Annotated in this window: 31 protein-coding genes and 1 pseudogene; 26 read left to right on the top strand and 6 right to left on the bottom strand. The window is 38.6% G+C overall.

The features are described 5' to 3' along the window. Positions 1-7: 7 nt before the first annotated feature. The 5 genes from CYK55_RS10050 (at position 8) to CYK55_RS10030 (ending at position 4818) form a co-directional block, all read left to right on the top strand. Positions 8-196 (top strand): hypothetical protein, encoded by a 189-nt coding sequence (locus CYK55_RS10050; protein WP_034686697.1) that lies wholly within the window; start codon positions 8-10, stop codon positions 194-196. 135 nt (positions 197-331) lie between these two features. Continuing rightward, a complete protein-coding gene (locus tag CYK55_RS10045) occupies positions 332-604 on the top strand; it encodes a hypothetical protein (protein WP_034686695.1) in 273 nt (90 codons plus the stop codon). Between the two features lie 269 nt (positions 605-873). After that, positions 874-1941, top strand: a complete 1068-nt coding sequence (locus CYK55_RS10040; RefSeq protein ID WP_034686693.1) for a DUF871 domain-containing protein — start codon at positions 874-876, stop codon at positions 1939-1941. Further along, entirely contained in the window at positions 1938-2831 is an 894-nt protein-coding gene (murQ, locus tag CYK55_RS10035; protein ID WP_126134259.1) for an N-acetylmuramic acid 6-phosphate etherase, read from the top strand. The genes CYK55_RS10040 and murQ overlap by 4 nt, the downstream gene beginning before the upstream one ends. A 13-nt stretch (positions 2832-2844) precedes the next feature. Further along, positions 2845-4818: a glucose PTS transporter subunit IIA gene (locus CYK55_RS10030; RefSeq protein ID WP_126134258.1), complete on the top strand. Its 1974-nt coding sequence runs from the start codon at positions 2845-2847 to the stop codon at positions 4816-4818. Positions 4819-4854: 36 nt separating this feature from the next. Here CYK55_RS10030 and nrdI read toward each other — a convergent pair whose 3' ends face one another. Beyond that, positions 4855-5304, bottom strand: a complete 450-nt coding sequence (gene nrdI, locus CYK55_RS10025) for a class Ib ribonucleoside-diphosphate reductase assembly flavoprotein NrdI (protein ID WP_034690749.1) — start codon at positions 5302-5304, stop codon at positions 4855-4857. Positions 5305-5512: 208 nt separating this feature from the next. Here nrdI and CYK55_RS10020 point away from each other — a divergent pair, with 208 nt between their 5' ends. The 7 genes from CYK55_RS10020 to CYK55_RS09995 all read left to right on the top strand — a co-directional run bounded on the left by CYK55_RS10020 (position 5513) and on the right by CYK55_RS09995 (position 12511). Next, positions 5513-6937 (top strand): basic amino acid/polyamine antiporter, encoded by a 1425-nt coding sequence (locus CYK55_RS10020; protein WP_034690746.1) that lies wholly within the window; start codon positions 5513-5515, stop codon positions 6935-6937. 343 nt (positions 6938-7280) lie between these two features. Continuing rightward, the gene (locus CYK55_RS10015; RefSeq protein ID WP_126134257.1) at positions 7281-8051 is read left to right on the top strand and encodes a TraX family protein; all 771 of its coding nucleotides are present in this window, start codon (positions 7281-7283) and stop codon (positions 8049-8051) included. 408 nt (positions 8052-8459) lie between these two features. Further along, complete coding sequence (locus tag CYK55_RS10010) at positions 8460-9146, top strand: DUF969 domain-containing protein (protein WP_023520114.1); 687 nt, start codon at positions 8460-8462, stop codon at positions 9144-9146. 10 nt (positions 9147-9156) lie between these two features. Continuing rightward, positions 9157-10101 (top strand): DUF979 domain-containing protein, encoded by a 945-nt coding sequence (locus CYK55_RS10005; protein WP_034690753.1) that lies wholly within the window; start codon positions 9157-9159, stop codon positions 10099-10101. A 249-nt stretch (positions 10102-10350) separates the two neighbouring features. Beyond that, positions 10351-10995, top strand: coding sequence for a pyroglutamyl-peptidase I (pcp, locus tag CYK55_RS10000; RefSeq protein ID WP_010734749.1), 645 nt, complete (start codon positions 10351-10353; stop codon positions 10993-10995). Positions 10996-11023: 28 nt separating this feature from the next. Then, positions 11024-11164 (top strand): hypothetical protein, encoded by a 141-nt coding sequence (locus tag CYK55_RS13515; protein WP_161633747.1) that lies wholly within the window; start codon positions 11024-11026, stop codon positions 11162-11164. A gap of 81 nt (positions 11165-11245) precedes the next feature. Further along, complete coding sequence (locus tag CYK55_RS09995; protein ID WP_034690739.1) at positions 11246-12511, top strand: hypothetical protein; 1266 nt, start codon at positions 11246-11248, stop codon at positions 12509-12511. A gap of 147 nt (positions 12512-12658) precedes the next feature. Here the strand turns inward: CYK55_RS09995 and pnuC are convergent, their stop codons facing one another. After that, on the bottom strand, positions 12659-13405 hold the full coding sequence (pnuC, locus tag CYK55_RS09990) for a nicotinamide riboside transporter PnuC (RefSeq protein ID WP_010734751.1): 747 nt from the start codon (positions 13403-13405) through the stop codon (positions 12659-12661). Between the two features lie 278 nt (positions 13406-13683). On the opposite strand from pnuC, the gene CYK55_RS09985 reads away from it, so the two are divergent. The 8 genes from CYK55_RS09985 (at position 13684) to CYK55_RS13585 (ending at position 17610) form a co-directional block, all read left to right on the top strand. Further along, positions 13684-14064 (top strand): SMU1112c/YaeR family gloxylase I-like metalloprotein, encoded by a 381-nt coding sequence (locus CYK55_RS09985; protein ID WP_034690737.1) that lies wholly within the window; start codon positions 13684-13686, stop codon positions 14062-14064. A 91-nt stretch (positions 14065-14155) separates the two neighbouring features. Continuing rightward, on the top strand, positions 14156-14665 hold the full coding sequence (locus CYK55_RS09980) for a hypothetical protein (RefSeq protein WP_034690735.1): 510 nt from the start codon (positions 14156-14158) through the stop codon (positions 14663-14665). Between the two features lie 79 nt (positions 14666-14744). Continuing rightward, complete coding sequence (locus CYK55_RS09975) at positions 14745-14924, top strand: hypothetical protein (RefSeq protein ID WP_034690733.1); 180 nt, start codon at positions 14745-14747, stop codon at positions 14922-14924. Positions 14925-14977: 53 nt separating this feature from the next. Beyond that, the gene (locus CYK55_RS09970) at positions 14978-15544 is read left to right on the top strand and encodes a GNAT family N-acetyltransferase (protein WP_034690731.1); all 567 of its coding nucleotides are present in this window, start codon (positions 14978-14980) and stop codon (positions 15542-15544) included. 284 nt (positions 15545-15828) lie between these two features. After that, the gene (locus CYK55_RS09965) at positions 15829-17016 is read left to right on the top strand and encodes a hypothetical protein (RefSeq protein ID WP_206437481.1); all 1188 of its coding nucleotides are present in this window, start codon (positions 15829-15831) and stop codon (positions 17014-17016) included. After that, complete coding sequence (locus tag CYK55_RS13595; protein ID WP_206437468.1) at positions 17013-17174, top strand: hypothetical protein; 162 nt, start codon at positions 17013-17015, stop codon at positions 17172-17174. The genes CYK55_RS09965 and CYK55_RS13595 overlap by 4 nt, the downstream gene beginning before the upstream one ends. Then, entirely contained in the window at positions 17171-17401 is a 231-nt protein-coding gene (locus CYK55_RS13590; protein WP_206437467.1) for a hypothetical protein, read from the top strand. The genes CYK55_RS13595 and CYK55_RS13590 overlap by 4 nt, the downstream gene beginning before the upstream one ends. Before the next feature lie 5 nt (positions 17402-17406). Beyond that, the gene (locus CYK55_RS13585) at positions 17407-17610 is read left to right on the top strand and encodes an LPXTG cell wall anchor domain-containing protein (RefSeq protein ID WP_206437466.1); all 204 of its coding nucleotides are present in this window, start codon (positions 17407-17409) and stop codon (positions 17608-17610) included. Between the two features lie 41 nt (positions 17611-17651). Here CYK55_RS13585 and CYK55_RS09960 read toward each other — a convergent pair whose 3' ends face one another. Then, positions 17652-18167, bottom strand: a complete 516-nt coding sequence (locus tag CYK55_RS09960) for an LURP-one-related/scramblase family protein (protein ID WP_034690260.1) — start codon at positions 18165-18167, stop codon at positions 17652-17654. 26 nt (positions 18168-18193) lie between these two features. Next, the gene (locus CYK55_RS09955; protein WP_034690263.1) at positions 18194-19063 is read right to left on the bottom strand and encodes a Cof-type HAD-IIB family hydrolase; all 870 of its coding nucleotides are present in this window, start codon (positions 19061-19063) and stop codon (positions 18194-18196) included. 123 nt (positions 19064-19186) lie between these two features. Here CYK55_RS09955 and CYK55_RS09950 point away from each other — a divergent pair, with 123 nt between their 5' ends. From CYK55_RS09950 to CYK55_RS09935, 4 genes and pseudogenes are all read left to right on the top strand, one after another. Next, positions 19187-19867: a uracil-DNA glycosylase gene (locus CYK55_RS09950; protein ID WP_034690265.1), complete on the top strand. Its 681-nt coding sequence runs from the start codon at positions 19187-19189 to the stop codon at positions 19865-19867. Between the two features lie 155 nt (positions 19868-20022). Beyond that, positions 20023-21003 (top strand): phosphate acetyltransferase, encoded by a 981-nt coding sequence (gene pta / locus CYK55_RS09945; RefSeq protein WP_010734762.1) that lies wholly within the window; start codon positions 20023-20025, stop codon positions 21001-21003. Positions 21004-21117: 114 nt separating this feature from the next. After that, a complete protein-coding gene (tsaE, locus tag CYK55_RS09940) occupies positions 21118-21591 on the top strand; it encodes a tRNA (adenosine(37)-N6)-threonylcarbamoyltransferase complex ATPase subunit type 1 TsaE (RefSeq protein ID WP_034690267.1) in 474 nt (157 codons plus the stop codon). A gap of 112 nt (positions 21592-21703) precedes the next feature. Further along, positions 21704-22111, top strand: a pseudogene (locus CYK55_RS09935) (GNAT family N-acetyltransferase); the annotation flags it as partial. Positions 22112-22242: 131 nt separating this feature from the next. Here the strand turns inward: CYK55_RS09935 and CYK55_RS09930 are convergent. After that, positions 22243-22776, bottom strand: a complete 534-nt coding sequence (locus tag CYK55_RS09930) for a 3'-5' exonuclease (RefSeq protein ID WP_034690269.1) — start codon at positions 22774-22776, stop codon at positions 22243-22245. Between the two features lie 153 nt (positions 22777-22929). Beyond that, positions 22930-23682 carry an exodeoxyribonuclease III gene (locus CYK55_RS09925; RefSeq protein ID WP_034690270.1) on the bottom strand — a complete coding sequence of 251 codons (753 nt, stop codon included), beginning with the start codon at positions 23680-23682 and terminating at the stop codon, positions 22930-22932. Between the two features lie 105 nt (positions 23683-23787). Here CYK55_RS09925 and CYK55_RS09920 point away from each other — a divergent pair, with 105 nt between their 5' ends. Beyond that, the gene (locus tag CYK55_RS09920; protein ID WP_034690271.1) at positions 23788-24708 is read left to right on the top strand and encodes a Gfo/Idh/MocA family protein; all 921 of its coding nucleotides are present in this window, start codon (positions 23788-23790) and stop codon (positions 24706-24708) included. Positions 24709-24778: 70 nt separating this feature from the next. Next, positions 24779-25684: a UDP-N-acetylmuramate dehydrogenase gene (murB, locus tag CYK55_RS09915; RefSeq protein ID WP_034690272.1), complete on the top strand. Its 906-nt coding sequence runs from the start codon at positions 24779-24781 to the stop codon at positions 25682-25684. The last annotated feature ends 8 nt before the right edge of the window (positions 25685-25692 follow it).

Below are 25692 nucleotides of genomic sequence, written 5' to 3'. Positions count from 1 at the left end.
AGGAAAATTGAGTCAGGAAATACAGCTTTATGAAACATATCAAGCAACGAAACGAAGGTTATCAGAGCAAGAAGAAGCATTGCTTGCAACAGAAAGAAAAGTCCATGAGCTAGCGGAAGCAACTTACAAAGATCTCCGATTGATTTTGCGCTCTTTTTCTGAACCCAAGTGGACTTTGACTATGGACGTATCATGATTTCTCGTTTAGAAGAGGATCTGTCGACGGAATTGCGCCATCAACGAAAGAAAATCCAGCTTGACCTAGAAGATAACGAGCAGGTCTATCGTAAGAAACTGGCACAATTGGATTAAAAAGAATGGAGGTTTTGAGATGTTTGAAATGATTGAAACGATTGATCAATGGTGGGAGAAATATCAGAAAGATATGGAGAAATGCTTCACTCGTTCACTTGGAATCGCGCTGAAAAGTGAGAAGGGATTGAAAATAAGAACGACAAATCAATCTGTGAAGAATGAGACAAATAGAGCAAAACGCACGATTTCTTCAGCAGGTACAGGATTGAAGGAGGCGCTTAAAGGTCAATTCGGCAATAAAGTTTCATTAGCATTAGTTGAACAAGAAAAAGTCTTAGAAAAAGGTTAGTCAAAGAAACACAAAAAACTTATTCTTACATAAATTGATGAAAGGATGCTGTCAGAACTGATCAACTGAATAATCTACAAAAGCCGAAAATAGGTTGGACTATTTTTGGTTTTTTTTGTATTGACTACTTAGATGAATTCATGGATTAGGTTTTTTACACCTCCAAGAAATGAAATTTAATATATTTAATATTTATGTTGAAAAATTATTTCATAAGAAGTATAATCAATTTATGAATGAATGCGGATACATGGTAAGGGGGACAGTACATGTTTGGTTTTTCTGTATTTATGAATCAAGAGTTGTCTGAAGAAACAAAAACGTATATCCATGAAATGGCGGAGAAGGGATTTATTGGCATCTTTACATCCATGCATATTCCAGAAGATGATCCTTCAGCTTATAAAAGGCGTTTGACGGAACTTGGCCAAGAAGCAAAAGCAACCGGATTAGAGTTGATGGTAGATATATCGGGTAAGGCATTAGAGTTGGCAGGGTTCTCCTTAGAAAATCTTGAGCCATTAAAAGAGATTGGTGTGACAGGTCTGCGGATGGATTATCACCTGTCGAACCAACAGATTGCGAAGTGGTCTCATCAATTGAAAATCAGTTTGAATGCAAGCACGATCACTGAACAAGATGTACAAGAATTAAAAGAAGCAGGTGCTGATTTTACTCAGATGGAAGCTTGGCACAATTATTATCCGCGCCCAGAAACAGGGTTAGACAAATCGTGGTACCAAAGAAAAAATCAATGGTTAGCAGAACAAGGATTTACGATTCAAGGATTTGTACCAGGAGATGAAGTGTTGAGAGGGCCTTTATACAAAGGACTTCCAACATTGGAGGAACATCGTTACCAACATCCTTTGGCAGCAGCGCTAGACTTAGCTTCATGTGGAACTGATCTGATCTATATTGGTGACGGTGGGCTATCGCTGACCACGCAGGAACAATTTTCGTATTATAAAGAAACGGGTGGTATCTTATTGCATGTGACATTGTTGGACCCAACATTTGGACCAATCATTTTAGGTACACATACGAATCGACAAGATGAAGCTAAAGCTGTGGTACGTAGTGCAGACGCACGATTTAGAGAAATCCCTCCTATTCCTGCTCGACTAACAGATGAACGGAAAACAGGTACGGTCACGTTAGATAATGAAGCGTATCTTCGCTATATGGGTGAAATCCAACTAATGAAAGAAGATTTACCAGCAGATGAAAAAGTCAATTGTGTGGCACGAGTAATCTCGGTTGATTTGCCATTGATCCAACAAATCCATGCAGGAATGATTTATAAATTTAAATGTAAAGAAGGAATTGAGAAATGACGATTGATTTAGATAAATTAACAACGGAACGTAGAAATCAAAAGACATTTGGTTTGGATGAGATGAGTGTTTCTGAAGCCGCTCGCTTGATGAACCAAGAAGATCATGAAGTGGCAGCAGCTGTCGCAAAAGAACTATCAAGTATTGAACCAGTGATTGAAGCCGCGATTGTTTCTTTCAAAAAAAATGGACGCTTGATCTACATGGGCGCTGGCACAAGTGGACGATTGGGTGTGCTGGATGCAGCCGAGTGTGTTCCTACATTTGGTGTAGAGCCTGAAATGGTCGTTGGTTTGATTGCAGGTGGTGAAGCGGCTATGACTGTCGCAGTTGAAGGTGCAGAGGATTCACTTGAGTTAGGGAAAGAAGATTTGATCCAGTTGGATTTGACGGAAAATGATTTGGTTGTAGGTATCGCTGCTAGCGGTCGCACACCTTATGTGATTGGTGGCTTAGACTATGCTCGTTCAATCGGCGCAAAGACAGCAACGATTTCTTGTAACAAAGAGGCTGAGATCAGTCAACATGCTGATTTTCCTATTGAGGTAGATGCCGGACCAGAATTTTTAACAGGTTCGACACGTTTAAAATCTGGAACTGCACAGAAATTGATTTTAAATATGATTTCTACAATCAGTATGATCGGTATCGGAAAAGTATTCAATAATCTAATGGTCGATGTCAAGCCAACAAATGACAAATTAGTCGAACGTTCAAAGCGAATCATCATGGAAGCAACAGAAGTGGATTATGAAACAGCAGAAAAATACTTTTATGAAGCGGAACAAAATGTTAAACTAGCGATCGTTATGTTATTGACGAATAGTGACAAAGAGACAGCAAAAAGAAAACTAGCTGAGGCAGACGGCTTTGTAAAACGAACGTTGTAAGGGGGAAAAGAAAATGGCAAAAAATGAATTGACTTTGACAGAACTGGCAAAACAAATTTATGCTGGGGCTGGTGGCATGGGCAACGTAGACAGCGTTGTCCATTGCATGACACGGGTTCGAATGAAGGTCATTGATGAATCGTTGGTCGACGTAGCGAAATTGAAAGCGATACCGGGCGTGTTAGGGGTAGTTGAGGATGAACAGTTACAAGTAATCATCGGACCAGGGAAAGTAAACAAAGTCGCACAAGAAATGGTTGACCAAGCAGGAGTCAAACTAGGTGAAAAAATTCCTGGAACCCCTAATGCTACAACTGGTTTATCAGGGAAAGACAAGGTCAACGAACGTGCCCAAGAGATGAAGAACGCACAAAAATCAAAACAAAAACCCTCAAAAATCAAATCGATTTTAAAAGATATCTCGAATATATTTGTCCCAATGATACCAGCTTTTGTTGGTACAGGGATCGTTGCAGGAATCGCTGCGGTATTGACAAACCTTGTCACTGCGGGAACTATTGACGGGGCGTCATGGCAACAGTACATCGATATCATGAACATTCTTAAAAATGGGATGTTTAGTTATCTTGTCATCTATACTGGGATCAATGCCGCTCAAGTATTTGGTGCAACGCCAACACTGGGTGGAGTGATCGGTGCGGTTGTCATGTTGACGGGGATGAATCTGGAAGCTCCTTTGACAAACCTGTTTACTGGGACACCACTTGCTGCCGGACAAGGTGGGATCATCGGTGTGATTTTTGCGGTCTGGTTGCTTTCGATCGTTGAAAAGAAATTACACAAAATCGTTCCTGATGCAGTAGACATCATTGTGACACCAACACTTTCATTGATTGCCATCGGGTTGATCGAGATTTTCTTGATCATGCCATTAGCTGGTTTTATCTCGGATGGTATGGTAGGAGGGATCAATTGGGTACTTAGTGTGGGTGGCGCCTTCTCAGGATTTGTATTAGGTACATTATTCTTACCGATGGTCATGTTTGGTCTGCATCAAATATTGACTCCGATCCATGTGCAAATGATCGATGAAACAGGACGTACATTATTATTGCCTATTTTAGCAATGGCAGGAGCTGGACAAGTTGGTGCTGCGCTTGCTTTATGGGTACGTTGTAAGAAAGACAAAGAACTGACTGAAATGATCAAAGGTGCGCTACCTGTAGGGATTTTAGGGATTGGTGAACCATTGATCTATGGTGTAACATTGCCTTTAGGTCGTCCATTCATTACTGCTTGTATTGGAGGCGGTATCGGTGGTGCGGTGATCGGCTTGATCGGGAATATTGGGGCCATTGCTATTGGACCTTCTGGCGCAGCGTTGATTCCTTTGATTTCAGATGGCAAATGGTTTGGCTACGTCCTTGGATTATTAGCTGCTTATGCGGGCGGATTTTTAGCTACTTTCTTTTTCGGAATTCCTAAAGAACAATTAGCGAAAGAAGAATTAGCAGAAGAAGCACCTGTTTATACAGTATCAAGTACTGGTTCAACAAATCAAACACAAGCCGTGCAATTATGTGCAGTAGCAGATGGTACAGTGCAATCAATCGAACAAGCGAGTGATCCTGTATTTGCTCAAAAGATGATGGGCGAAGGGTATTTTGTTGAACCAACGAATGGTCATATCTATGCGCCAACTTCTGGGATCATCAGCTCTATTTTCCCAACGAAACATGCCATCGGATTAACAACAGCTGATGGGTTAGAGATATTAATCCACATGGGAGTCAATACTGTGGAACTAGGTGGAACACCATTTGATATAAAAGTGAGTGAAGGACAAGTTGTCACAAAAGATACGATGATAGCGGACGTAGATCTAGCTGCAATCAAAGAGGCAGGAAAAGAAACTGCTATGATGGTACTCCTGACAAATATGGAACATGTCTTAACGTTTGTTTTAACACATACAGGTGAAGCAACAGCAAAAACACCCGTGATGGATGTTGAAAGTGTAAAATAATAAAAAGCGCAAAATCCTTTGATTTTGCGCTTTTTATTAAGCTCTATATCGTTGAACTAAGGCATGGTAGATTCTTTCAACATCTATTGGTGTGCCACGTAATTCATAATCTTCTATCATAGGAAAGCCGAATTGTTCAGCATATTGTTTCGCTGTCAAACAATATTGATAGTTAAAGTTTTTATTTCCGCTACCGACAACACCAAGACAAAGCGCATGATTTTCTTGATATTCCAAGTATTCTCGCATGGTTTCTGTCAAAATCTCTTGGTCACCACTGTCAATGCCATTGCCTCCTTCTAGATAGGTTGGCACAAACACAAAGAAAGATGTGGTTTCTTTTTCAAAATCGCTATTCTCATGGATCTCTTTCAGGTGGACTAAGGGAAGTGAAGCATCTTTTTCATGTTGTTCCACAGCAAATGCTGCTAATTTTTTGACGAATCCTCGGGTATTACCAGAAATTGAGATATATAAGATATTCATGATATCGTCCTCCAATCATTCTTATCCAGTATAGCATTTTTTTGTTTTTTGGGTAGAGAAGAAGAGGAAGAGAAGCGGTCGCTTTCCTTGTATAATTAGAAAAAAATAGTTACAATTAAATTTCAATTAGAATTTTTTAGAAAAAAATAAATGAAACGAAGTTTTGCTATACTTTGCATAAAAGCGGTTTATTTTGGAGGATGCGTACATGGACACAGAGCAACAGAAAAAAGGTATTGGATTGATCCCACTAGCGGCCTTAGTGATTGGATCAGCGATTGGAGGTGGCGTTTTCGGTATTATGACCGACATCTCAGGATCGGCTGGTGGCCCAGCACTGTTCAGCTGGGTATTAGTTGGGACGTCCATGATGATGCTCTCTTTGTCAATCAATAATATCAATAAGAAACGTCCAGAATTAGAAGGTGGTATTTTTAGTTATGCCGAAGCTGGCTTTGGTCGATTTTCGGGATTCATCAGTGGGTGGGGCTATTGGCTGACCTGCTGGTTAGGAAACGTGGCATTTGCTACGCTATTGATGAGTGCGTTGGGCTATTTCTTTCCAGTATTCGATGGGGGACAAAATGTCGCCTCGGTCATCGTCAGTACTATATTTTTATGGGGATATGCTTGGCTCGTCAATCGAGGAGTTGAAAATGCCAGTTACGTCAATGCAATCGTGACAATTTGTAAATTAGTTCCGCTATTTTTATTTATTATTGTTGCTATCAGCACGTTCTCATTGCAACAATTCATCAATAATTTTTCAAGTGATATCATCTTGAATGCCAATGGCCAGCCGATTCCTTTCTCAAGTCAAATCCTAAGTTGTATCATGGTGATGCTTTGGGTATTTGTTGGAATTGAAGGTGCATCTGTGGTTGGTTCACGAGCAAAGAAAAAATCAGATGTCGGAAAAGCCACGATCTTAGGAATTTTTGGATTGATCGTGATCTATGTTTTAGTTTCGATGTTGCCTTACGGTACAATGACGATGGAAGAGCTCCAAACTATCCAAACGCAGCCAGCAATGGGCTATGTGTTTGAGATGATGGTTGGTAAATGGGGAGCTGTCGTGATCAATGGTGGACTGATCATTTCCTTGGTCGGTGTATGGTTATCTTGGACGATTTTACCCATTGAAACGATGCGCAATATGGCAGATGACGGCTTATTGCCAGCGCGTTGGGGGAAAGTCAATAAAAAGGGCGCACCGACATATGCAATCGTATTAACGACTTTATGTACAAATATCTTTTTGCTTTCGCTACTGTTTACAGATAGTGCCTATAACTTTGCTTATACCCTTGGAACAGCAGCGATTTTCTTTACGTGGTTGTTCTTAGGATTATATCAAATGAAACTATCTTATCAAAGAAAAGAATGGGTCCAATTCTTGGTTGGCTCATTAGCAAGTGCTTTTCAAATCTGGGCAATGCTATTTGTTGCTTTCAATGAAGTGATGCTCGTTCTTGTATTATTTTTACCAGGTATCTTATTTTACCTCAAAGCAAGAAAAGAAAAACAGCAAGCTGTTCCACAGACAAAACTTGATTATTTATTGCTTTCGTTAGTCTCGATTTTTGGAGTAGCGGCATTGGCATTATTTACAACTGGGGTATTGCATTTATAAAACTCATAAAAGTTGAAAACCATTCTTTTGTATCACCCTAAAGCATCTAAGAGATCGACCCGATTCAGGTCATTTCTTAGGTGTTTTTTCATATTGCCTGTTCGCCGTTTCTTCGATGAAAACGATACGTGACTTTCTCGCAACGTTTTTCCGCGATTGTTCGTTTCATTTCAGTGAAAAGGAATGTTTACGTTGTCACATTTTGACACATTGAGGCAGATATTGTTTTAATGATGATCCAAACAAACAATTTTGTAAGAGAAAAGGTTGAGAGAAAGATGGTCGAAATAGGTGGCGATTGGCTATACTTATTTCTTGAGGCATAAAAAAATGGAGGGAATATATGAGAGTGAAAGGGTTGACGAGCTATCAATTAAAATGGATAGCAATTGTTTTTATGGTCGTTGATCATATCAACAGTTATTTCGGGATGCAATTGGGGTTGCCAAGTTGGGTCTCGTGGTTGGGACGTTTTGTTGCGCCATTATTTGTATTTTTATTAGTTGAAGGTTTCAAGTATACGCATAGTAAATATCAGTATGCGAAACGATTAGGAATAGCTGCATTCGTAGTAGCGATTGGAAATATCATCTATCATTTATTAACAGGAAATTACATCAATGAATATAATCATCAGCCAAACTATTATTTATTTTTAGGTCCACATAATATCTTTTTGACATTATTTTTGCTGTTTTGTTTGATGTGGCTTCTTTCTACAATAAAAGGAATGCTCGTAGCAGTAGCACTTTTATTGGTCATGATCACGATTGCTTTTTCAGAAGGTGGTCTGTATTTAGTTCCAATGTTGTTGCTGATGTATTTCTTCCGCGAGAAAAAAGAACGAGGGAAATTGATTCTAGGTATTTTTGTTTATACGCTGATTTTATTTTGTCTAGCAATTTTAACCTACACACAAATGCCTGATTATCAATCATTGTATCAATTTTTAACGTTTGATAATGAATTTATGATGGTCACCGTCATCCCATTTATCATACTTTATAATGGAAAACTAGGTGGAACCGGACGCGCATTCGACAAATACTTTTTTTACTTGTTTTATCCGTTACATCTGTGGATCATTTATTTGATTCTTTCTTTTATTCATTAAGAAACAAATGAGGCGAGATCTGGACAGAAGTGTTCAGCCTCAAGAAATAAGGCACCAACCACAAAAATTATTCTTCAAATTCTTGTGGATGGTGCCTTGTTTTTTGAAGAGATTCCTTCAGTTCCTGTCGTTTATTCGATTTTAGGGGAGAGGACTAATGTCCCAAACATGTCTCATTTGTTTTTAGGTTTTGTTTCAAACATTACAGTTTTGATCCCTTAGCTAGAGGCAAAGAAGGTTATGTAGTTCAAGAAAATTGGCAGTATAAATAAGAATTCAAGTCATTTGTTGTTATAGAATTGACAGAATTTTTGAAATATATTATTTTTTTTGTAAGAATTCTCTATATTTTCAATCAATTTTATTTTATAATGAAAAAATATCATGTAATTTTTAGGAGGAAAACAGATGGAAAATTATCTTAGCCTTTTAGGCGTACTGATTGTTATTCTTGGTTTTGCTTTCAAGTTAGATTCGATCTTGATCGTTATGGTTGCGTTAGTCGTGACCGCATTTACTGGTGGATTAGGACTTGAAGGTATGCTGGAAACTTTAGGTACAAGTTTTGTAAATAACCGAGGAATGGCAATTTTTATTATTATTATGTTAGCAACTGGTACGTTAGAACGCAATGGTCTGAAGGAATCTGCTGCAACGTTGATCAAACGTTTCAAGAAGGTATCCGCTGGAATGATCATCGATATTTATGGTGTTTTCCGAATGATCTTTGCAGCTTTCAATGTCAGCTTTGGTGGGGTGGCCGGCTTTGTACGTCCAATCATCATGCCAATGGCGTTAGGTACCGTTGAATCAAAAGGATTAACCGTCAATCCGGAACATGAAGAGGAATTAAAAGGAATGTCTTCAGCAATGGAAAATATTTGTTGGTTCTTTGGTCAAGTACTATTTATCGGTGGAGCCGGTGCTTTATTAGTACAATCCACATTAAAAGACTTAGGCTACGAGGTAACTCTTGGTCAGTTGGCATTGGTGCAAATACCAGTCGCAATCACAGCTCTAGTCGTGGCGAGTGTCTATTTTTATCTAAAAGAAAAGAAATTAGCGAAGAAATACTATTCAGGAAAGGAGAAATAAGATGGATTTTTTGAACTTTTTTACAAATTCTGAAATATTGTTAAGTGAAAAATTATTGGAAATCTTATATATCTTGATGGGATTAGTCTTGATTTATACGGGCCTTCGTAATGCCTTTGATAAGAGTAACCCTCATCGATTTGGTTCTGCCTTTTTCTGGACAGTTTTAGGAGTCGTGATTTCTGCTGGACGTTGGATATCTCCAACTTACAACGGAATCTTGATTTTCGCGATGACGATCCCAGCAATCACAAAAAGGGTAAGTAAAGGTGCAAGTCGTTTGCCATCAAAAGAATACATGGAAAAAATGTCAGATAAATTAGGGATGAAAATCTTTATTCCGGCATTGAGTATTGGGATCTTTGCCATTTTATTCGCACTATTCACTGATTTAGGTGCTTTAGTCGGTGTAGGTGTTGGGGTATTTGTAGCAATGTTGATCTTGATGTTCTTTTCAAGAGATAATCGCCCAACGACTTTCTTGGATGATGCTTCAGACATGTTAGGTACAGTCGGTCCTTTAAGTATGTTACCGATGCTCTTAGCTTCGTTAGGTGCGGTCTTCACGAGTGCAGGTGTTGGTACCGTGATTTCTAGTGCTGTCGGTACGATCGTTCCAGAAGGAAATGTCAATATTGGTATCATCATCTATGCGCTAGGCATGGTTCTATTTACAGTGATCATGGGGAATGCTTTTGCGGCAATCACCGTCATGACAGTCGGAATCGGTGCGCCTTTTGTCTTTAGTCAAGGGGCTAATCCAGCATTGATCGGTATGGTCGCGTTGACATGCGGTTTCTGTGGGACGTTGTTGACACCGATGGCTGCTAACTTTAACGTAGTACCAGTGGCGATGTTAGAAATGAAAGATAAATACGGCGTGATCAAGAATCAACTATTTGTTGCTGTATTCATGCTGGTTTTCCAAATCGTCTATATGATTTTATTTAAATAGTATCTTGAGCGAAAAAGAATCAATGATTTCCATAAAATATGGAGAAGATTGATTCTTTTTCTGAACAGCTAAGCATTTCATTATTGACTATTTTTTGTTAAAATAGATAGACACTGAGTCCTTCTAATAAGAATGACTCACTGAAAGTACTAAATACACGCGTGAGAAACAATCAAATTTTAATGTTTAGATAGATCTTTGAAGGATGAATGGGACGCATCATTTTATAGAATAATGGAGGAATGAAAAATGAAAGTACTCGTAACTGGTTTTGATCCATTTGGTGGAGATAAAGTAAATCCTGCCTATGAAGCAGTCAAAAAAATGCCGTCTGAGATTGCCGGTGCAGAAATCATCAAATTAGAAGTTCCCACTGTTTTTGGTAAAAGTGGTCAAGTCGTAAAAGAAGCAATCCAAGAACATCAACCTGAAATCGTGATTTGTGTTGGTCAAGCAGGTGGACGTTCAGCGATTTCTTTTGAACGTGTAGCAATCAATCTAGCTGAAGCACGTATTGCAGATAATGAAGGCAACCAGCCCTTTGATACGCCGTTAGAAGCAGACGGCCCAGCTGCTTACTTTACTTCATTACCAATCAAAGCAATGACAAAAAATGTACACGAACATGGTTTACCAGCCTATATTTCTTATACAGCTGGTACGTTTGTATGCAACGACATCATGTATCGATTATTACACTTGATTGAAACAGAGTTCCCAACGATTCGTGGAGGCTTTATCCATGTGCCATTCTCACCAGATCAAGTCATCGATCGCCCTGTAGGGACACCGGCAATGTCACTTGATGATATTGCGGCTTCATTGACTTATGCGGTAGAAGCAGCAGTAAACAACAAAGAAGATATTTCAGGTAACGCAGGAACAACTCACTGAGAGTTTGCTGAAGCGAAGCAAGTGGTAGATGAGATCTAGGACAATCGTTATCTTGTGCCCCTACAACCAGATAAATGGTGTTCCAGAAGCTGACCTCCAACAGCAAGTGCAAGACCCTGCTGTCACACCCGCAGCTTCACGTATGAAAAAAGCGAAAAGCCGAAAATAGCTCACATTATTTTCGGCTTTTTTGTTGCTCTTTGAACGTATTTATTTTTACTCTCTTAATTTAGAAAGGCAGGTGAAAGGTATGAATGAAAGTTGGCAAGCAATTTTTGACGAATGGTTCCCAAAAGAAATCAAGCAACACTACCCAATAAAAATCTCCAAACAATATACAAGTAGCCAACGATGGGAAATCTATGAACGATTGACGAAACAACAACGAGTTGTCATGGATCAACATCGTCGTTATTTGATCCACTCGCAGTTTTTGGAAGAAAACTATTTAGCAGCAACGGATTGGATTTTTTCCGACTTTAAGATCAATCCATTTTATCGCACATCACGCAGACAACAAAAACTTTATTGTGAATGTGGCCGTGAACTGAAAGTCCAATATATCGTTCGTTCCCCTAAAACGGGGAAGGAATTAAAACTAGGGATCAATCATTTTGCAGAACACTTGCACGTTAGTCCAACAGTTGCAGCGTCGATCAATCAGGGAATGACTAAAGTGGATCTAGCGCTGGATGAGATCCTCTGGCTGAAACAACAAAATATTGCCTTTCCTGAACGACTATGGCAAGAATATTGTCTAATGTTGTATCATAATCGCCGACTGAAACAACCGATTTTACCAGATAAAAAGCGAACTACACGAATCGCCGAATTTCGTCATGCCCAGTTACCGATTTATCTGGCAGACTATCAAGCAATGGAAAAGTACATCCAACAAGTTAGCTATCAGGCAAAAGAAAAGCCGAAAAAAATCCTTGAGAAAAAATCATTATTTGAGGATTTTTCAGAAGATTTGACTAAAGACGTTGAAGCGTTCTTGACTAATTATCAACTATTTCTCCAAAAAGATTGGTCGTCTGTTTCAATGGTTGAGACAAGCCAACCATCTGTCGCTTTTTTTGCAGAGTTTATCGCTAGTCTGCGAGAAGGATCGAAGAATGAAGCTGTAGACGTCGATCAATTAGCAAAAGAACAGCGTTTTATCCAACCGCAAATTTATCATTTTGTTTGGCAACAATATCAGCGTTATGGATTTACAACTGGCTTTTTCGACAGTATCCCTCGGGTGATGAGAAATGGTTTTTTAAAGATTTTACGTAAAGAACGCGAAGAAAAACAGCAAGCTACAACAAAAACTGTGACAGAAACTGAATGGCAAGAACTTGCAAAGAAAATCAAAAAACAATCCGTCGCCTCTTTGCTCCAAGAATATGAACAAGCAGACTATGTATTTACTTCAGAACAACAGCTTGCATTAAAAAAGTTCCAAGAATTGGAATCAGTGATACAAACGCTGGATGAAGACATTAGAATGTTGCTCAAGGATTTGATTTAGGTGACTCGAATCGCTGAGAGAATCTTGGTATGATGATACCTAGAAATAAGTGAGGAAAGTCCCAGCCTATTTTGGGTGACTTTCTCGCTTTAGTAAGAGGTTTGAAAACAAACCAATTTCTAGTACAAGGTTATTTAGTGTTTTCCATCAAGAAACATGGTGCGAAAAATATTCTGCTTCCATACGCTGCATTCGCGCTCTTTCTTTTTTGTTGTACCAAGGAGAGACAGTAAAGGCTAATAAATCATTGATCAAGTAAACAGAGCTATTGATAAACATCGCTAAACTAGCAGACCCATGGGTATAGGAAACATACCATAAGACCATTTGTGCAAGACCAGAAGCAAGCCACCAATAATACTGATTGTTGTAGCGAAGGAAGCTAATGATTCCGGCAGAAAGACTGATCGAAAAAGCAATGGCATCGATCCAAGGACGAGGGTCGTCTGTATACGTACCAATCAAATAACCTGAAATCAAGTAAACGAAAACAGTCCCGGTTAATGCAATCAACCAACTTTTCCCACTAAATTCTCGAATTTTAGAAGCCATATTATGATTCCATTCTTTACTTAATAAAACTGGGATATCCAATGTGACCATATAAGCAATTTGTTCGCCGATACTTAAATAGTTTTTGGCAGAAAAGCCAACAACGATAAAACAAATAGCAGAGAGAATTCCTAGAATACCGTTGACTGATTTAGCGGCATTGATTGATAAAATACATAACACCCCTAGATTTGTCCCGATAAAAGTAATGATCGACAACCAAGTGATTGGCTGATTCACAAGTGTCATGACTTGGCAACCTAGGCTAAAATAGAATAGATAATAATTTTGTTGTGGCCAGCCTTTCAATTGATGAATCAAAAATCTGAAATAATTACTCATAATAAAAAACCCCTTAAAACACAATATATAGTGCTTTCTTATTTTTAGAGACACAAATTATTGTATTCCTTTTAAAATTTATTTCTAGTCTTTCATTTAAAAAAAATATATGTTATTATTCGATTTTATTGTTTTCTGAGAAACATTTACTTTCAAATGATGAAAAGTAAGAGGCCATTTGATGTGGTCTCTCTTTTTTTGTGCAGCGGGAGAAAAATCTTTGCTATGTTTAAAAGTACTGATAAGATAAAGGAAACAAAAAGATTGGAAGTGTGAGAATGAATTTAACAACCGTTCACCATGTTGCGATCATTGTGTCGGATTATCAAAAGTCACGTGCTTTTTATGTTGATTTGCTAGGTTTTGAAGTTATTCGTGAAAATTATCGAGAAGACCGTGGCGATTATAAGTTAGATTTAAAACTAGGAGATATGGAGCTTGAGATTTTCGGCATCAAAGATGCACCTAAAAGACCGAGCTATCCAGAAGCTTGTGGTTTGAGGCACTTAGCATTCAAAGTGGAACATATCGAAGAAACAGTCGCGGAATTACAAGAATTGGGGATTGAAACTGAACCAGTCCGTATCGATACCTTTACAGGCGAAAAAATGACTTTCTTTTTTGATCCAGACGGATTGCCGTTGGAGTTACACGAATAAAGGTAACAAATTTGTCACTTTTTCTTTCGTTCATTCGATTTTTTTCTTTCCTATTTCTTGTTATTCTAGTAAAAAACGGGGAGAGAATGGAATGAAAAAAATAATCATTGCAGCATCGATTGCTATCATTGTTAGCTTAGCGGCTTCGTTAGGACTATTGGATGCAAACTTTTCTTTTGATGACATCAGTGACCAAGAATATCAAATCTCATTGCAAAAGGCAGTGTCTATTTTGCGAGATGAGTACCATGAAGAGAAAGTCAGTCGTATCCAGTTCAACCAATTAGACGAAGACCAAAGTAATAAAAAGATGTATGAATATATTTTTTATACTCCCAATCGAGTGATCACAGTGAATCCAATCTCAGGAAAGACGATGGTTGTTGATAAAAGCCGAAACGAACCAGGGCAATTCTTTCACTTGAAAACGATCCATCAAGTAAAACATCCACAGGCAGCAATGAAAGAAGCAGTCCATAAAGTCGGGAAGCATCACGGGAAAGCAAAAAGTTGGGAAATCACGACAAAAAGTGGTCAATTGTATTATTGTGTAGCCGTTGATGGACCGAAACGTTTAGAAGATGTACTGATCAGTGCTTGAAAGAGAAGTGGTTTCACTTCTCTTTTTTCTAGATAAGAGTAAGCTAAAAGTGTAAAACAAAGAAGGGATTGAGGGAATCATGCAAAAAATGGTTTGTCCAAACTGTGGGAAAAAATTCACTTATGAAGAAGTAAATCATATCGTTGAACACGTAAAAAAAGAGATGCCGATCGTTTGCCCCTACTGTCGTTTTGAAGCAAAAGCAATCGTTTCAAATGGTTATTTCGTGACACAAAAAATTGAAGATTATTTGAATTAGCTGTTTTGCTCTGAGATTTCATTATGGTAAAATGAAAAAAAGGAGTGTCAGAAATGATTCGTAATGCAAAAAAAGAAGATGCGGCAGCTATCGCTCCGCTTATTTTAGTTATATTGAAAGATATGGATCTACCGTTTCTTTTAAAGTACGGTGAAGAAAAAACATTAGAAGTCTTGGAAGAAGCTATTACAGACCCAGACTATCGTTACAGCTATACAAGAGGGATCGTTGATGAGCGAGAAGGCAAGGTAGCAGGAATCGTTTACGGTTATACAGATGAAGAAGAACCAATCATCGACCAACCGTTAGAAAAAATCTTACAAAAGCATGGCATTTATGAGCAAGTAAAAATGTTTACGGATAGAGAAACATTCCCTGATGAATGGTATTTAGATTCTATCTGTGTTTCAGAAGAATTTAGAGGACAAGGAATCGGTTCCTCTTTGTTAGAAGCCTTGCCACCAATCGTCAAAAAACAAAACCGCGATGTCATTGGACTAAGTTGCGATAAGCAAAACCCGCAAGCTAGAAAATTGTACGAGCGCCATGGGTTCACAGTAATTGGGGAACGAACGATCAGTGGACATCTGTATGATCATATGCAAAAGAAAATCATCTAGTGAGTTTTTATTGCTCAATCAAGCTTACCAGATTAACAAAATGCAGGCATACCTGAAAAGGTGTGTCTTTTTTTATTAATAAAAAAGTGAGGAATATCACATAATCCAAAAATAATTGTGAAAGAACATAAATACTATGCGTTATGGTAAATGAGGAATGTATGAATTAATGTAATTTTTCTATATAATTTCAGAAAAATGTGTATTTTATCGATTTTCAGGTATATACTTACGAGTGTTTTTATGTTATTAAATTTCATATATCGAAGAAAAGAGATGAAAAAATGTTCAAAAACAAAATTATGAATCTTTCTCTAATATCTGTTTTGTTTCTCCATTTGTTTTTTCCACTCCAAGCAATGGCTGAGACATTTCTTCCACAAGATCCAGGAAGTGTTTATGATGATTTGACGGGTGATTATGGAGTTTTAGGGATTGCTTCTCAGTTCCACGTGTTCGCAAAAGAAAAAACGACCATCAATGCGCATACAGAGGGGAATGTAGCAACGGGTGTCCTATCAGCAACGAATAACTTCGGTACATCGATCAGTACAGGGGATTTAAATAAAGAGATCAATTATGCACAATCCGTTAAGACAATTATTAGCTCAGCAGAAACCGCGGCTTCAGATAAACGATCGAATAAATTTATTGTGGGATCAAACAATGTGATCACGACGGAAAATGATAAGATAGTGGTCAATGGAACAAAGTTGGATCACTTGTCAGTGGATGAGTTCTATCAAGATCGAGAAGATGCTCAATATATTGATTTCAACAAAGAGTTTGAAAATTTAATGCTGACATCCAATATGTTGATGTCGTTAGATCCATTAAAAACATATACGCCAGATGATTTCCCTGATATGAATAATCGTGTGATTGACTGTACAAATCTGGTTGGGGATCAGCCCTATGTCATCAATGTTACTGCTTCTGTTCTGGCAAAGAATACCCCTTTACGAATCAACAATCCTCAGGAAAAAGTACTTGTAATCAATGTTGTAGATGCACCGACTAATTTTTCGGTACAATCCCAAATCCAATATAATAAACGTTCCAATCATCAAACAGAAGATTTTTCTGATGCCAATATTTCTTGGAATTTTGGTAATCTAACAGAAAATCTAGAAATCAATGCGCCTTTCCAAGGGACGATTATTGCACCTTGTACGGATATTACAGTCAATCAAAGTCAAGATGGAACGATCATAGGGAAAAATGTGATCTTGAATGCTACAACAAATCGTTGGGACCCAAATGAATTTTTTACTGAAACCAATACGCATGATGACACGACGGATACAATAAGTAGCAGTACAGCACCAAGCACGAGCGAAAGCAGTACAGCACCAAGCACAAGTGAAAGCAGTACAGCACCAAGCACAAGTGAAAGCAGTACAGCACCAAGCACAAGTGAAAGCAGTACAGCACAAGCACAAGTGAAAGCAGTACAGCCCAAGCACAAGTGAAAGCAGTACAGCACCAAGCACAAGTGAAAGCAGTACAGCACCAACAAATGAAAGCAGTACAGCACCAAGCACAAGTGAAAGCAGTACAGAAGCAAGCACAAATGAAAGCAGTACAGCACCAAGCACAAGTGAAAGCAGTACAGCACAAGCACAAATGAAAGCAGTACAGAAGCAAGCACAAATGAAAGCAGTACAGCACCAAGCACAAGTGAAAGGATTGCAGAAGCAAGCACGAGTGAAAGCAGTACCTATCCAGGTGAAAATGGAAAGCAATCAGATACAAGTACCACAACAAGTAGTTCTAGTAGTATTTCATCAACAAACGAGTCTGACAAGCCTATTATCACTGGAGATGGGACAGTTGAAAGCGATGGATCAGGTATGATGCAAATGAACGATAGACGTGAAAATAAAGTAGCGCTAGCCGTTGAATCAAACACCAATAATGATGATCCGTCCATCAAGAATGAACAATCACAGAATCAACAGCTTTTCCCTCAAACAAATGGGGAAAGAAATAATTGGTGGATCATGGTAGGTGCAGTACTTATCTATGTAGTGACACTTCTTTTCTATAGAAGAAAACAAGTGTAAAAGAAAAAACGAGCGCAAGTTGATTTCTTGCGTTCGTTATTTTAGTTGACATCAAAGCGATAAGAAAGAGGTGTTTCTTTGTCTTTGTTTTTTCGATAGAGCCAGTAATCAAGGACAGCAGCGATACAGATACAGATAGGTGCATTTTCTTCACAAGGGATATCAAGAACATAATAATCACCGGTAAAGAGGGTTGCTTTGTCCATTTCCATGATTGGTTCATTGAAATGATGGATCTGATAACGATGGTTATAGATATCTCCTTGAACAGTCCAATGTAATCGCCGAATATAATAAAAATCTCCTGGCCAATTGAAAATCTTTTGCATCGTACCGACTTTTTCGAAATCTTTGTAAAGTTCAAAGCGTGTCCCAAATGTCAGACTGATTTGTTTGATATGAGCGACTAGATCTCCATTCATGGCATAAAGAGATAAAGCATCGCCTTTCGTTCCCCAGCGGCCGACCATCAAAAAAAGTGATTGGCCTTTTTCGTCTTTGACGATCGTCCGGGTTGCACGACTCAGCTGTTTTTCCTGAATGAAAAATTCTGACATATTTGTTCCCTTCTTTCTTCAAACAACTATAAATTTTCGTTGATTGCGCGTAAGATGGCTTTGCCAACACCCGATTCAAGATTCGTGTCTGTTAAGTATTTAGCGTAATCTTTGACTTCGATCTCTGCATTTCCCATAGCGAAACTAACGCCGGCGGTTTGCAACATGCTGACATCATTGAAATTATCACCGATCGTCATGACTTCATCTAAAGTGATCCCTCGTTCATGAGCGACATGAGCAACTGCGATTCCTTTTTGAGCATTTTTATGGTTGACTTCAAGATTATTTTGACCAGAAGAGGTCACTGCCAGTTCGCCTAAATTACTGATTTCTTTCCCTACAGGGCCTAGAATCCGAGGACCTTCAGTATGGAAACAGATGATTTTTAGGACTTCAAGTTTATCATCAAGTAGTAATTCGCGAATGCTATCAACATAAGTGATGTGTAAGAGTTCAAGATTGGCTGACGCCATGGCGATCGCCATTTTATAAGTCAAATGGGGCATATGGGTCGCAATGGAAGAAGCAAAGCTTTCGATTCTTTTTGGTTGGCTTTCCGAATACAATCCTTGGTTTGTCGCTACCTCGTAATAAATACCATTTGCATCTAAAATATCCATGACTGTCATGGCTTGGGGACTTGGAATTGGCACTGTAAAAAGCGACTTACCGGACCTGTCAAAAACTTGCGCGCCATTCAAAGTGATCATCGCACAATCGATTCCTGCTTCATCTAAGGCTGCTCGTGCTTCTTGTGCGTTACGTCCAGTAGCGACCATAAATTCAATACCCAACTCATTTGCCATGCGGATTGCTTCAGTATTTTCTGATGAGATACTCATATGTGCATCGAGTAAAGTGCCGTCCATATCAGAGGCAATTAATTTGATCATGTGATTACCGTTCCTTTCCTTTTCTCCCTCCTAGTTTAACATACTAATGCGAGATAAGATGGAAGATTTTAACTTGTTAACAAATTATTTGTGAGTTATTCTGGAAAATAGGAGGTGGGAAATTTGAAGAAAATCATCCACAATAGTTGGCAAGAATTACTAGCTGATGAATTTGAAAAAGATTATTATCAGCAATTGAGAATATTTTTAAAAAATGAGTATGCAACTCAAAAAATCCATCCTGATATGTATCATGTTTATGAAGCATTAGAGCTGACTCCCTATGAAGAAGTCAAAGTCGTGATTCTAGGACAAGACCCTTATCATGGAGCAAATCAAGCGCATGGCCTTTCTTTTTCCGTACAACCAGGAGTGAAAACACCACCGTCTCTAGTCAATATCTACAAAGAATTGAAGAATGACTTAGGGATCGAACCAGTTTCTCATGGGAATTTAGTGACTTGGGCCGAACAAGGTGTGCTGCTGTTGAATACGGTACTAACTGTCAGAGAAGGGCAAGCTTATTCTCATCGCGGAAAAGGCTGGGAACAATTGACGGATGCGATCATAGAGAAGCTGAATGAACGAGAAAAACCGATCGTATTTATTCTTTGGGGCAAACCTGCACAAGAAAAGATGAAAATGATCGATAAAAGTCGACACATTATAATAACAGCTCCACATCCAAGCCCATTATCGGCACATCGTGGTTTTTTTGGCTCAAAACCATTTTCCAAAACGAATGATGCATTGCTTGCTCTGGGTGAAACACCAATTGATTGGCAACTACCTAAAACAGTGTAGTGTTACAGCGCTTTCCTGTTATAGTGCAGTTTTTCCAGGCTATGTGAAAAACTTAATTATTATCCATTATTTGACTGATACAGAAATTTAAAACTGTTCTTTTTTTTGATAATAGTGTATCATGGTAGTTAATAATAATAACTGGGGGTCATTTTGTGGAATTGTTTGATAGTTTAAGATTTAAAATTGTACGTCGCGGCATCAAAATCGTGTTTCCAGAAGCAACGGATGCAAGAATTTTAGGAGCAGCAGCACGTTTAAAAGCAGAAGAATTAGTTGAACCGATTTTGATCGGTAGCAAAGAAGAAATTGAAGCAGCAGCAAATGCACGTGGTATCCAAACCTCTAACTTCACGATCATCAATCCAAATGATTATGAAAAATGGGATGAAATGGTCGAAGCTTTTGTTGAACGCCGTAATGGAAAAGCAACAAAAGAACAAGCAGAAAAAATCTTAAAAGATGTCAATTACTTTGGAACAATGCTTACATATATGGGCATTGCTGATGGTATGGTTTCTGGAGCGATCCATTCAACCGGAGATACAGTACGTCCAGCACTACAAATCATCAAAACAAAACCAGGTGTAAGTCGTACAAGTGGTGCTATGATCATGGTTCGCGGTAGAGATCAAGAAAAATATGTCTTTTCTGACTGTGCGATCAACGTGAATCCAAACGCACAAGAATTAGCTGAAATTGCTGTGGAATCAGCAAAAACAGCTGAACTATTCGATATCGATCCAAAAATCGCATTGATGAGCTTTTCAACAAAAGGTTCTGCAGCAGCTCCTGAAGTAGATAAAGTGGTTGAAGCAACAAGAATCGCGAAAGAATTAGCACCTCAATATACGATCGATGGCGAATTACAATTTGATGCTTCTTACGTTCCAGCAGTCGCACAATTGAAAGCCCCAGATTCTAAAGTGGCAGGTCAAGCAACAGTCTTTGTCTTCCCTGAATTACAATCAGGGAACATTGGCTACAAGATCGCTCAACGTTTTGGTAACTTTGAAGCAATCGGACCAATCTTACAAGGATTGAACAAACCAGTAAGTGACCTTTCTCGTGGTGCTAATGAAGAAGATGTCTACAAATTAGCAATCATTACAGGTGCACAAACATTGTTAGATTAATCGAACAGTAGATCTAAAAAGAAAAGGGCTAGGGAGCTGAGGATTCCTGACTCTTTTCTTTTTTTTTGTTGGATTACACGTTATACTGACAAAAAAGAATGAGGAGAAATGATGATGATTGAATTAACAAGTGTGGCGATGACTGACCAATTAGCAGAAATCATTGGAAAAGTCGCTCATCCGGGAGATAATCTAGTGTTGACTGGCGATCTAGGCGCTGGTAAAACGACTTTGACAAAAGGCATCGCAAAAGGATTAGGCATCGTTCAAATGATCAAGAGTCCGACCTATACGATCATTCGGGAATATACACAAGGAAAAATGCCTTTGTACCATATGGATATCTATCGTGTCGCTGCTAGTGGAGCTGATTTGGGATTAGATGAATATTTTGAAGGTGATGGACTTTCGGTCATTGAGTGGGGAAATCTATTAGAAGATGCTTTACCTGAAGATTATTTGGAACTGATAATTGAGAAAAGTGATACAGAATCAGAAAAAAGGTATGTGAAATTCCAATCATACGGGCCGAATAGTCAAGAGTTTGAAAAACGTATTTATGAAGCATGGGCGGATTCTCATGGCTAATGATGTTGAACTTACGTTAAGAGAAGCGGAGAAATCAGATGCTCAAGGATTGTTAGTGATGCTACGCTAAGCGAGACAAGAAACGGATTATTTTGTTGTTGAGGAGCGTTCACTTAATAAAAGTCAAGAGGTACTTTCAACTGAATTGTCTCGAATAAAAGAAAGTGCAGAACACTTATTATTTTTAGCCTGTGAAAAAAAACAGGTGGTAGGTGTTGTTTCTGTTGCGCCCAAACCTGGCTTGCCCCGACATGGCGAAATAGGGGTCAGTATCTTGAAAGAATATTGGGGAATGGGGTTAGGTACGATTCTTTTAGATGAGGCAATCATTTGGGCTACAGAAAATGTGCGATTTAATACGTTGGTTCTTGATGGATTGGCGGTCAATCAACGAGCCATCCATCTTTATCAAAAAATGGGGTTTCAAGAGGAAACCCAAAGTGTTGACTCTTCGAGAAGACAGGGTCAATCATTGGCGATAATCAAGATGAAACGAACGATTGAGCATGAAATAAACTGATTTCAAAAATAAAGAACCTGAAAAGTAGTTGTCCACTTTTCAGGTTCTTTACTTATCGTCATCGTTGATTCTTTCGTACAAGGGAATCAACAAATAGAAATGAAAAAATTAGCTTATTTTAGCTAATTGAACTATTTCACTGTGACTAATTTTTTCAATGGGTCTGTTCCAAAATATTTTTCTTGATATAACAAGATTTCCGCACATGCTCGACTATCTTCTAACGCATCATGGTGATTTTTCAACGTGATATCCAAATTTTCACAAACTGTATTCAAGCGATGATTTGGCATCTCCGGAAACAAGCGGCGGCTTGTTTTGACGGTACACAATGAGAGATAGTTCGGTTGAGGCAACTGATAATAATCTAAACAACCAGCCAATACTTTTGTATCAAATGCGGCGTTATGCGCAACGACTAAACGGTTTTTTTGGAAATACTTTTCGATTTTCTGCCAAACATCTGGAAATTTAGGTGCCAAGCGGACATCTTCAGGATGGATCCCATGGATTTGGATATTGCGCCAGAAAAATGGCGTTTCTGGTTGGATCAAAGTATAAAATTCATCGACAATCTGACTGTTCTCCACTTTGACAAGGGCTAAGGAACACGCGCTATGAGATTGGTGGTTGGCAGTTTCAAAGTCCATCGCGATAAAATTCATTTTCAAATAAGCCTCCTTTAAAAAATAAACCATAACATAGATTCGTAAGAAAAGAAATAGCTTTTTCAGACTATGTATCAAGTAAACATGGTGCCAGTTAAGGATCAAGGGAAGAAAATCGGGACAACCCAATTTCTTCCCTTGCTATCCTTACTATTCGATAATTAATTCGACAGGGCAGTGGTCACTACCTAGAATCGATGTATGGATTTTTGCATCAACCAAACGAGGTATCAAATCTTCACTCGTCAAGAAATAATCGATACGCCAACCTGCATTGTTTTTTCGAGCATTGAAACGATAACTCCACCAAGAGTAGACATCTTCTAACTCTGGATAGAAGTAACGGAAAGTATCCACAAAACCATTATCAAGTAAATGAGACAATGCGTTTCGTTCTTCGATCGAGAAACCGGCACTTTTTTGATTCGTTTTCCAATTCTTCAAATCGATGTTTTCATGGGCGACGTTTAGATCCCCACAAACGATCACCGATTTTTGTTTTTTCAACTCTTCTAAATAATCATAAAAAGCAGATTCCCATTCTAAACGGTAATCGAGACGTTTCAATTCATTTTGTGAATTTGGTGTATAGCAAGTGACTAAGTAAAATTCAGGGTATTCTAATGTGATCAAACGTCCTTCTTGATCATGAACATCTATACCCATTCCGTATGAAACGTTCAATGCGGGTTCTTTGGCGAAGATCGCTGTACCTGAATAGCCTTTTTTGACCGCATAATTCCAATATTGATGGTAACCTGGTAAATCCAATTCGATTTGACCTTCTTGTAGCTTTGTTTCTTGCAGACAGAAAAAATCTGCATCAAATGCCTTAAATGTTTCTAGAAAATTTTTGTTGACAATGGCTCTTAACCCGTTCACATTCCACGAAATCAGTTTCAAAAAAACACGCTCCTTTTTCTATCAAGTCTGTGCGATTATATTGTACCTCATTTTTATTAAAAATAGTGTAAGATAAGAGTAATAACAGATAACAGGAGGGAAACCATGAAAATTGGCGTAGTAGGAGTAGGTAACATTGCCGAAAAAGCATATTTACCTACATATGCAGAGAAACAAGGAATGGTTGATTTTTATTTTGCGACACGTAATCAGGTAACGAAAGATCGTTTGAAGAAAACCTATGGATTTGCTCATTTGTATGAGTCGATTGATGACTTAATTGAAGAGGAAATCGAAGCATGTATGATCCATGCGGCAACAAGCGTTCATTTTCAATTAGCTAAAAAATGTTTGGAACATAATATCCATGTTTATATCGACAAGCCTTTAAGTGTCGACCTAAAAGAAATCCAAGAGTTACAAGAATTGGCAGAACAACATCAAGCGATTTTAATGGTGGGCTTCAACCGACGATTCGCCCCAATGGTCGAAGAATTAAAAGCGATTCCAGAAAAACGGTTGATCCAGTTACAAAAAAATCGCATTGCGGCAAAAGAAACGACTGCTTTTGTCATTTACGATCTATTCCTACATTTGGTGGACACGGCTGTTTATTTATTAGACGAACCAGTAATCAAAACAACTTCTCATATCCGAGAAAAGGAAGGATTTATGGAAGTAGCGATGTTGCAACTTGAAACTGCGAACCAAATGGCGATTGTGACGATGGATCTTGGAAGTGGTGCGAATACTGAAACCTATCAAGTGACGAGCAAACAAGGAACCTATGAATTGAGTGATCTGACAGAATTAGTCATCCGTAAACCAGATACGGTGGAAATAAAGAAATTTGGTGATTGGGAAACAACGCTGAGCAAACGTGGTTTTGTGCCAATGGTTGAACGATTTTTTGAAGAAATCCAACAACCGACGCTAAATAATGAAAAGTTAAAACAAACCAATATTTATGAGAGCCATGCACTTTGTGAGGAGATGCTGAATAATCTTTATCGTCATCAGATTTGAGCAAAACTGGCAAGATTGTTTTAAGCGTGATAGAATGATGGGGACGTTTGAAAAGAAAGGAAAGTCCTCAGTGAATAAAGAAGATATCGTTAAAGAAAATCCAGAGTTGAATCTGTTGCTTGATGAACCGCTATGTCATTATACATTTACCAAAACCGGTGGACCGGTAGATGTTTTAGCTTTTCCCAAAACCAAATCAGAAGTCAAACAGTTAGTTGATTATTGTCGAGAAAACCAAGTGCCATGGTTGGTATTAGGAAATGCAAGTAACTTGATCGTCCAAGATGGTGGAATACGCGGCGTGGTCATCATGTTGACAGAGATGAACCAGATCAGCGTTGAAGGCACGATGGTGATTGCAGAAGCAGGTGCGAAACTGATCGATACGACGTATGCAGCCTTAGCAGAATCTTTGACAGGATTCGAATTTGCCTGTGGGATTCCTGGAAGTATCGGCGGTGCCGTCTACATGAATGCAGGAGCTTATGGTGGGGAGATCAAAGACGTGTTTGCAGAAGTCGACTTATTATTAAGTGATGGGACGATCCAAACTCTGTCAAATGAAGAAATGGCCTTTTCTTATCGCCATAGTGAATTACAGAAGATGGATGCCATCGTCTTAGAAGCTCGTTTCCAATTAACACCTGGTGATCATGAGATGATCAAAGGTCGGATGGACGAATTGACGGAATTGCGTGAAGCAAAACAACCATTGGAATACCCTTCATGCGGTAGTGTCTTCAAACGACCTGAAGGACACTTCACAGGACAACTGATCCAAGAAGCAGGCTTACAAGGTTTGAAATGGGGCGGCGCACAGATTTCGGAAAAACATGCCGGCTTCATCGTCAATATCGATCATGCAACAGCAACTGATTATACAGAGTTGATTGCTCATATCCAAGAGGTGATCAAAGAGAAGTTTGATGTCACATTAGAAACAGAAGTACGGATCATTGGTGAAAAAAGAAGTTAAAGGAAAGT

Source organism: Enterococcus mundtii, from assembly GCF_003957375.1.
In the GTDB taxonomy this organism is placed as follows: domain Bacteria; phylum Bacillota; class Bacilli; order Lactobacillales; family Enterococcaceae; genus Enterococcus_B; species Enterococcus_B spodopteracolus.
Note: the sequence above shows the minus strand (reverse complement) of the source record. Positions and strands in the feature narration are given on the sequence as shown.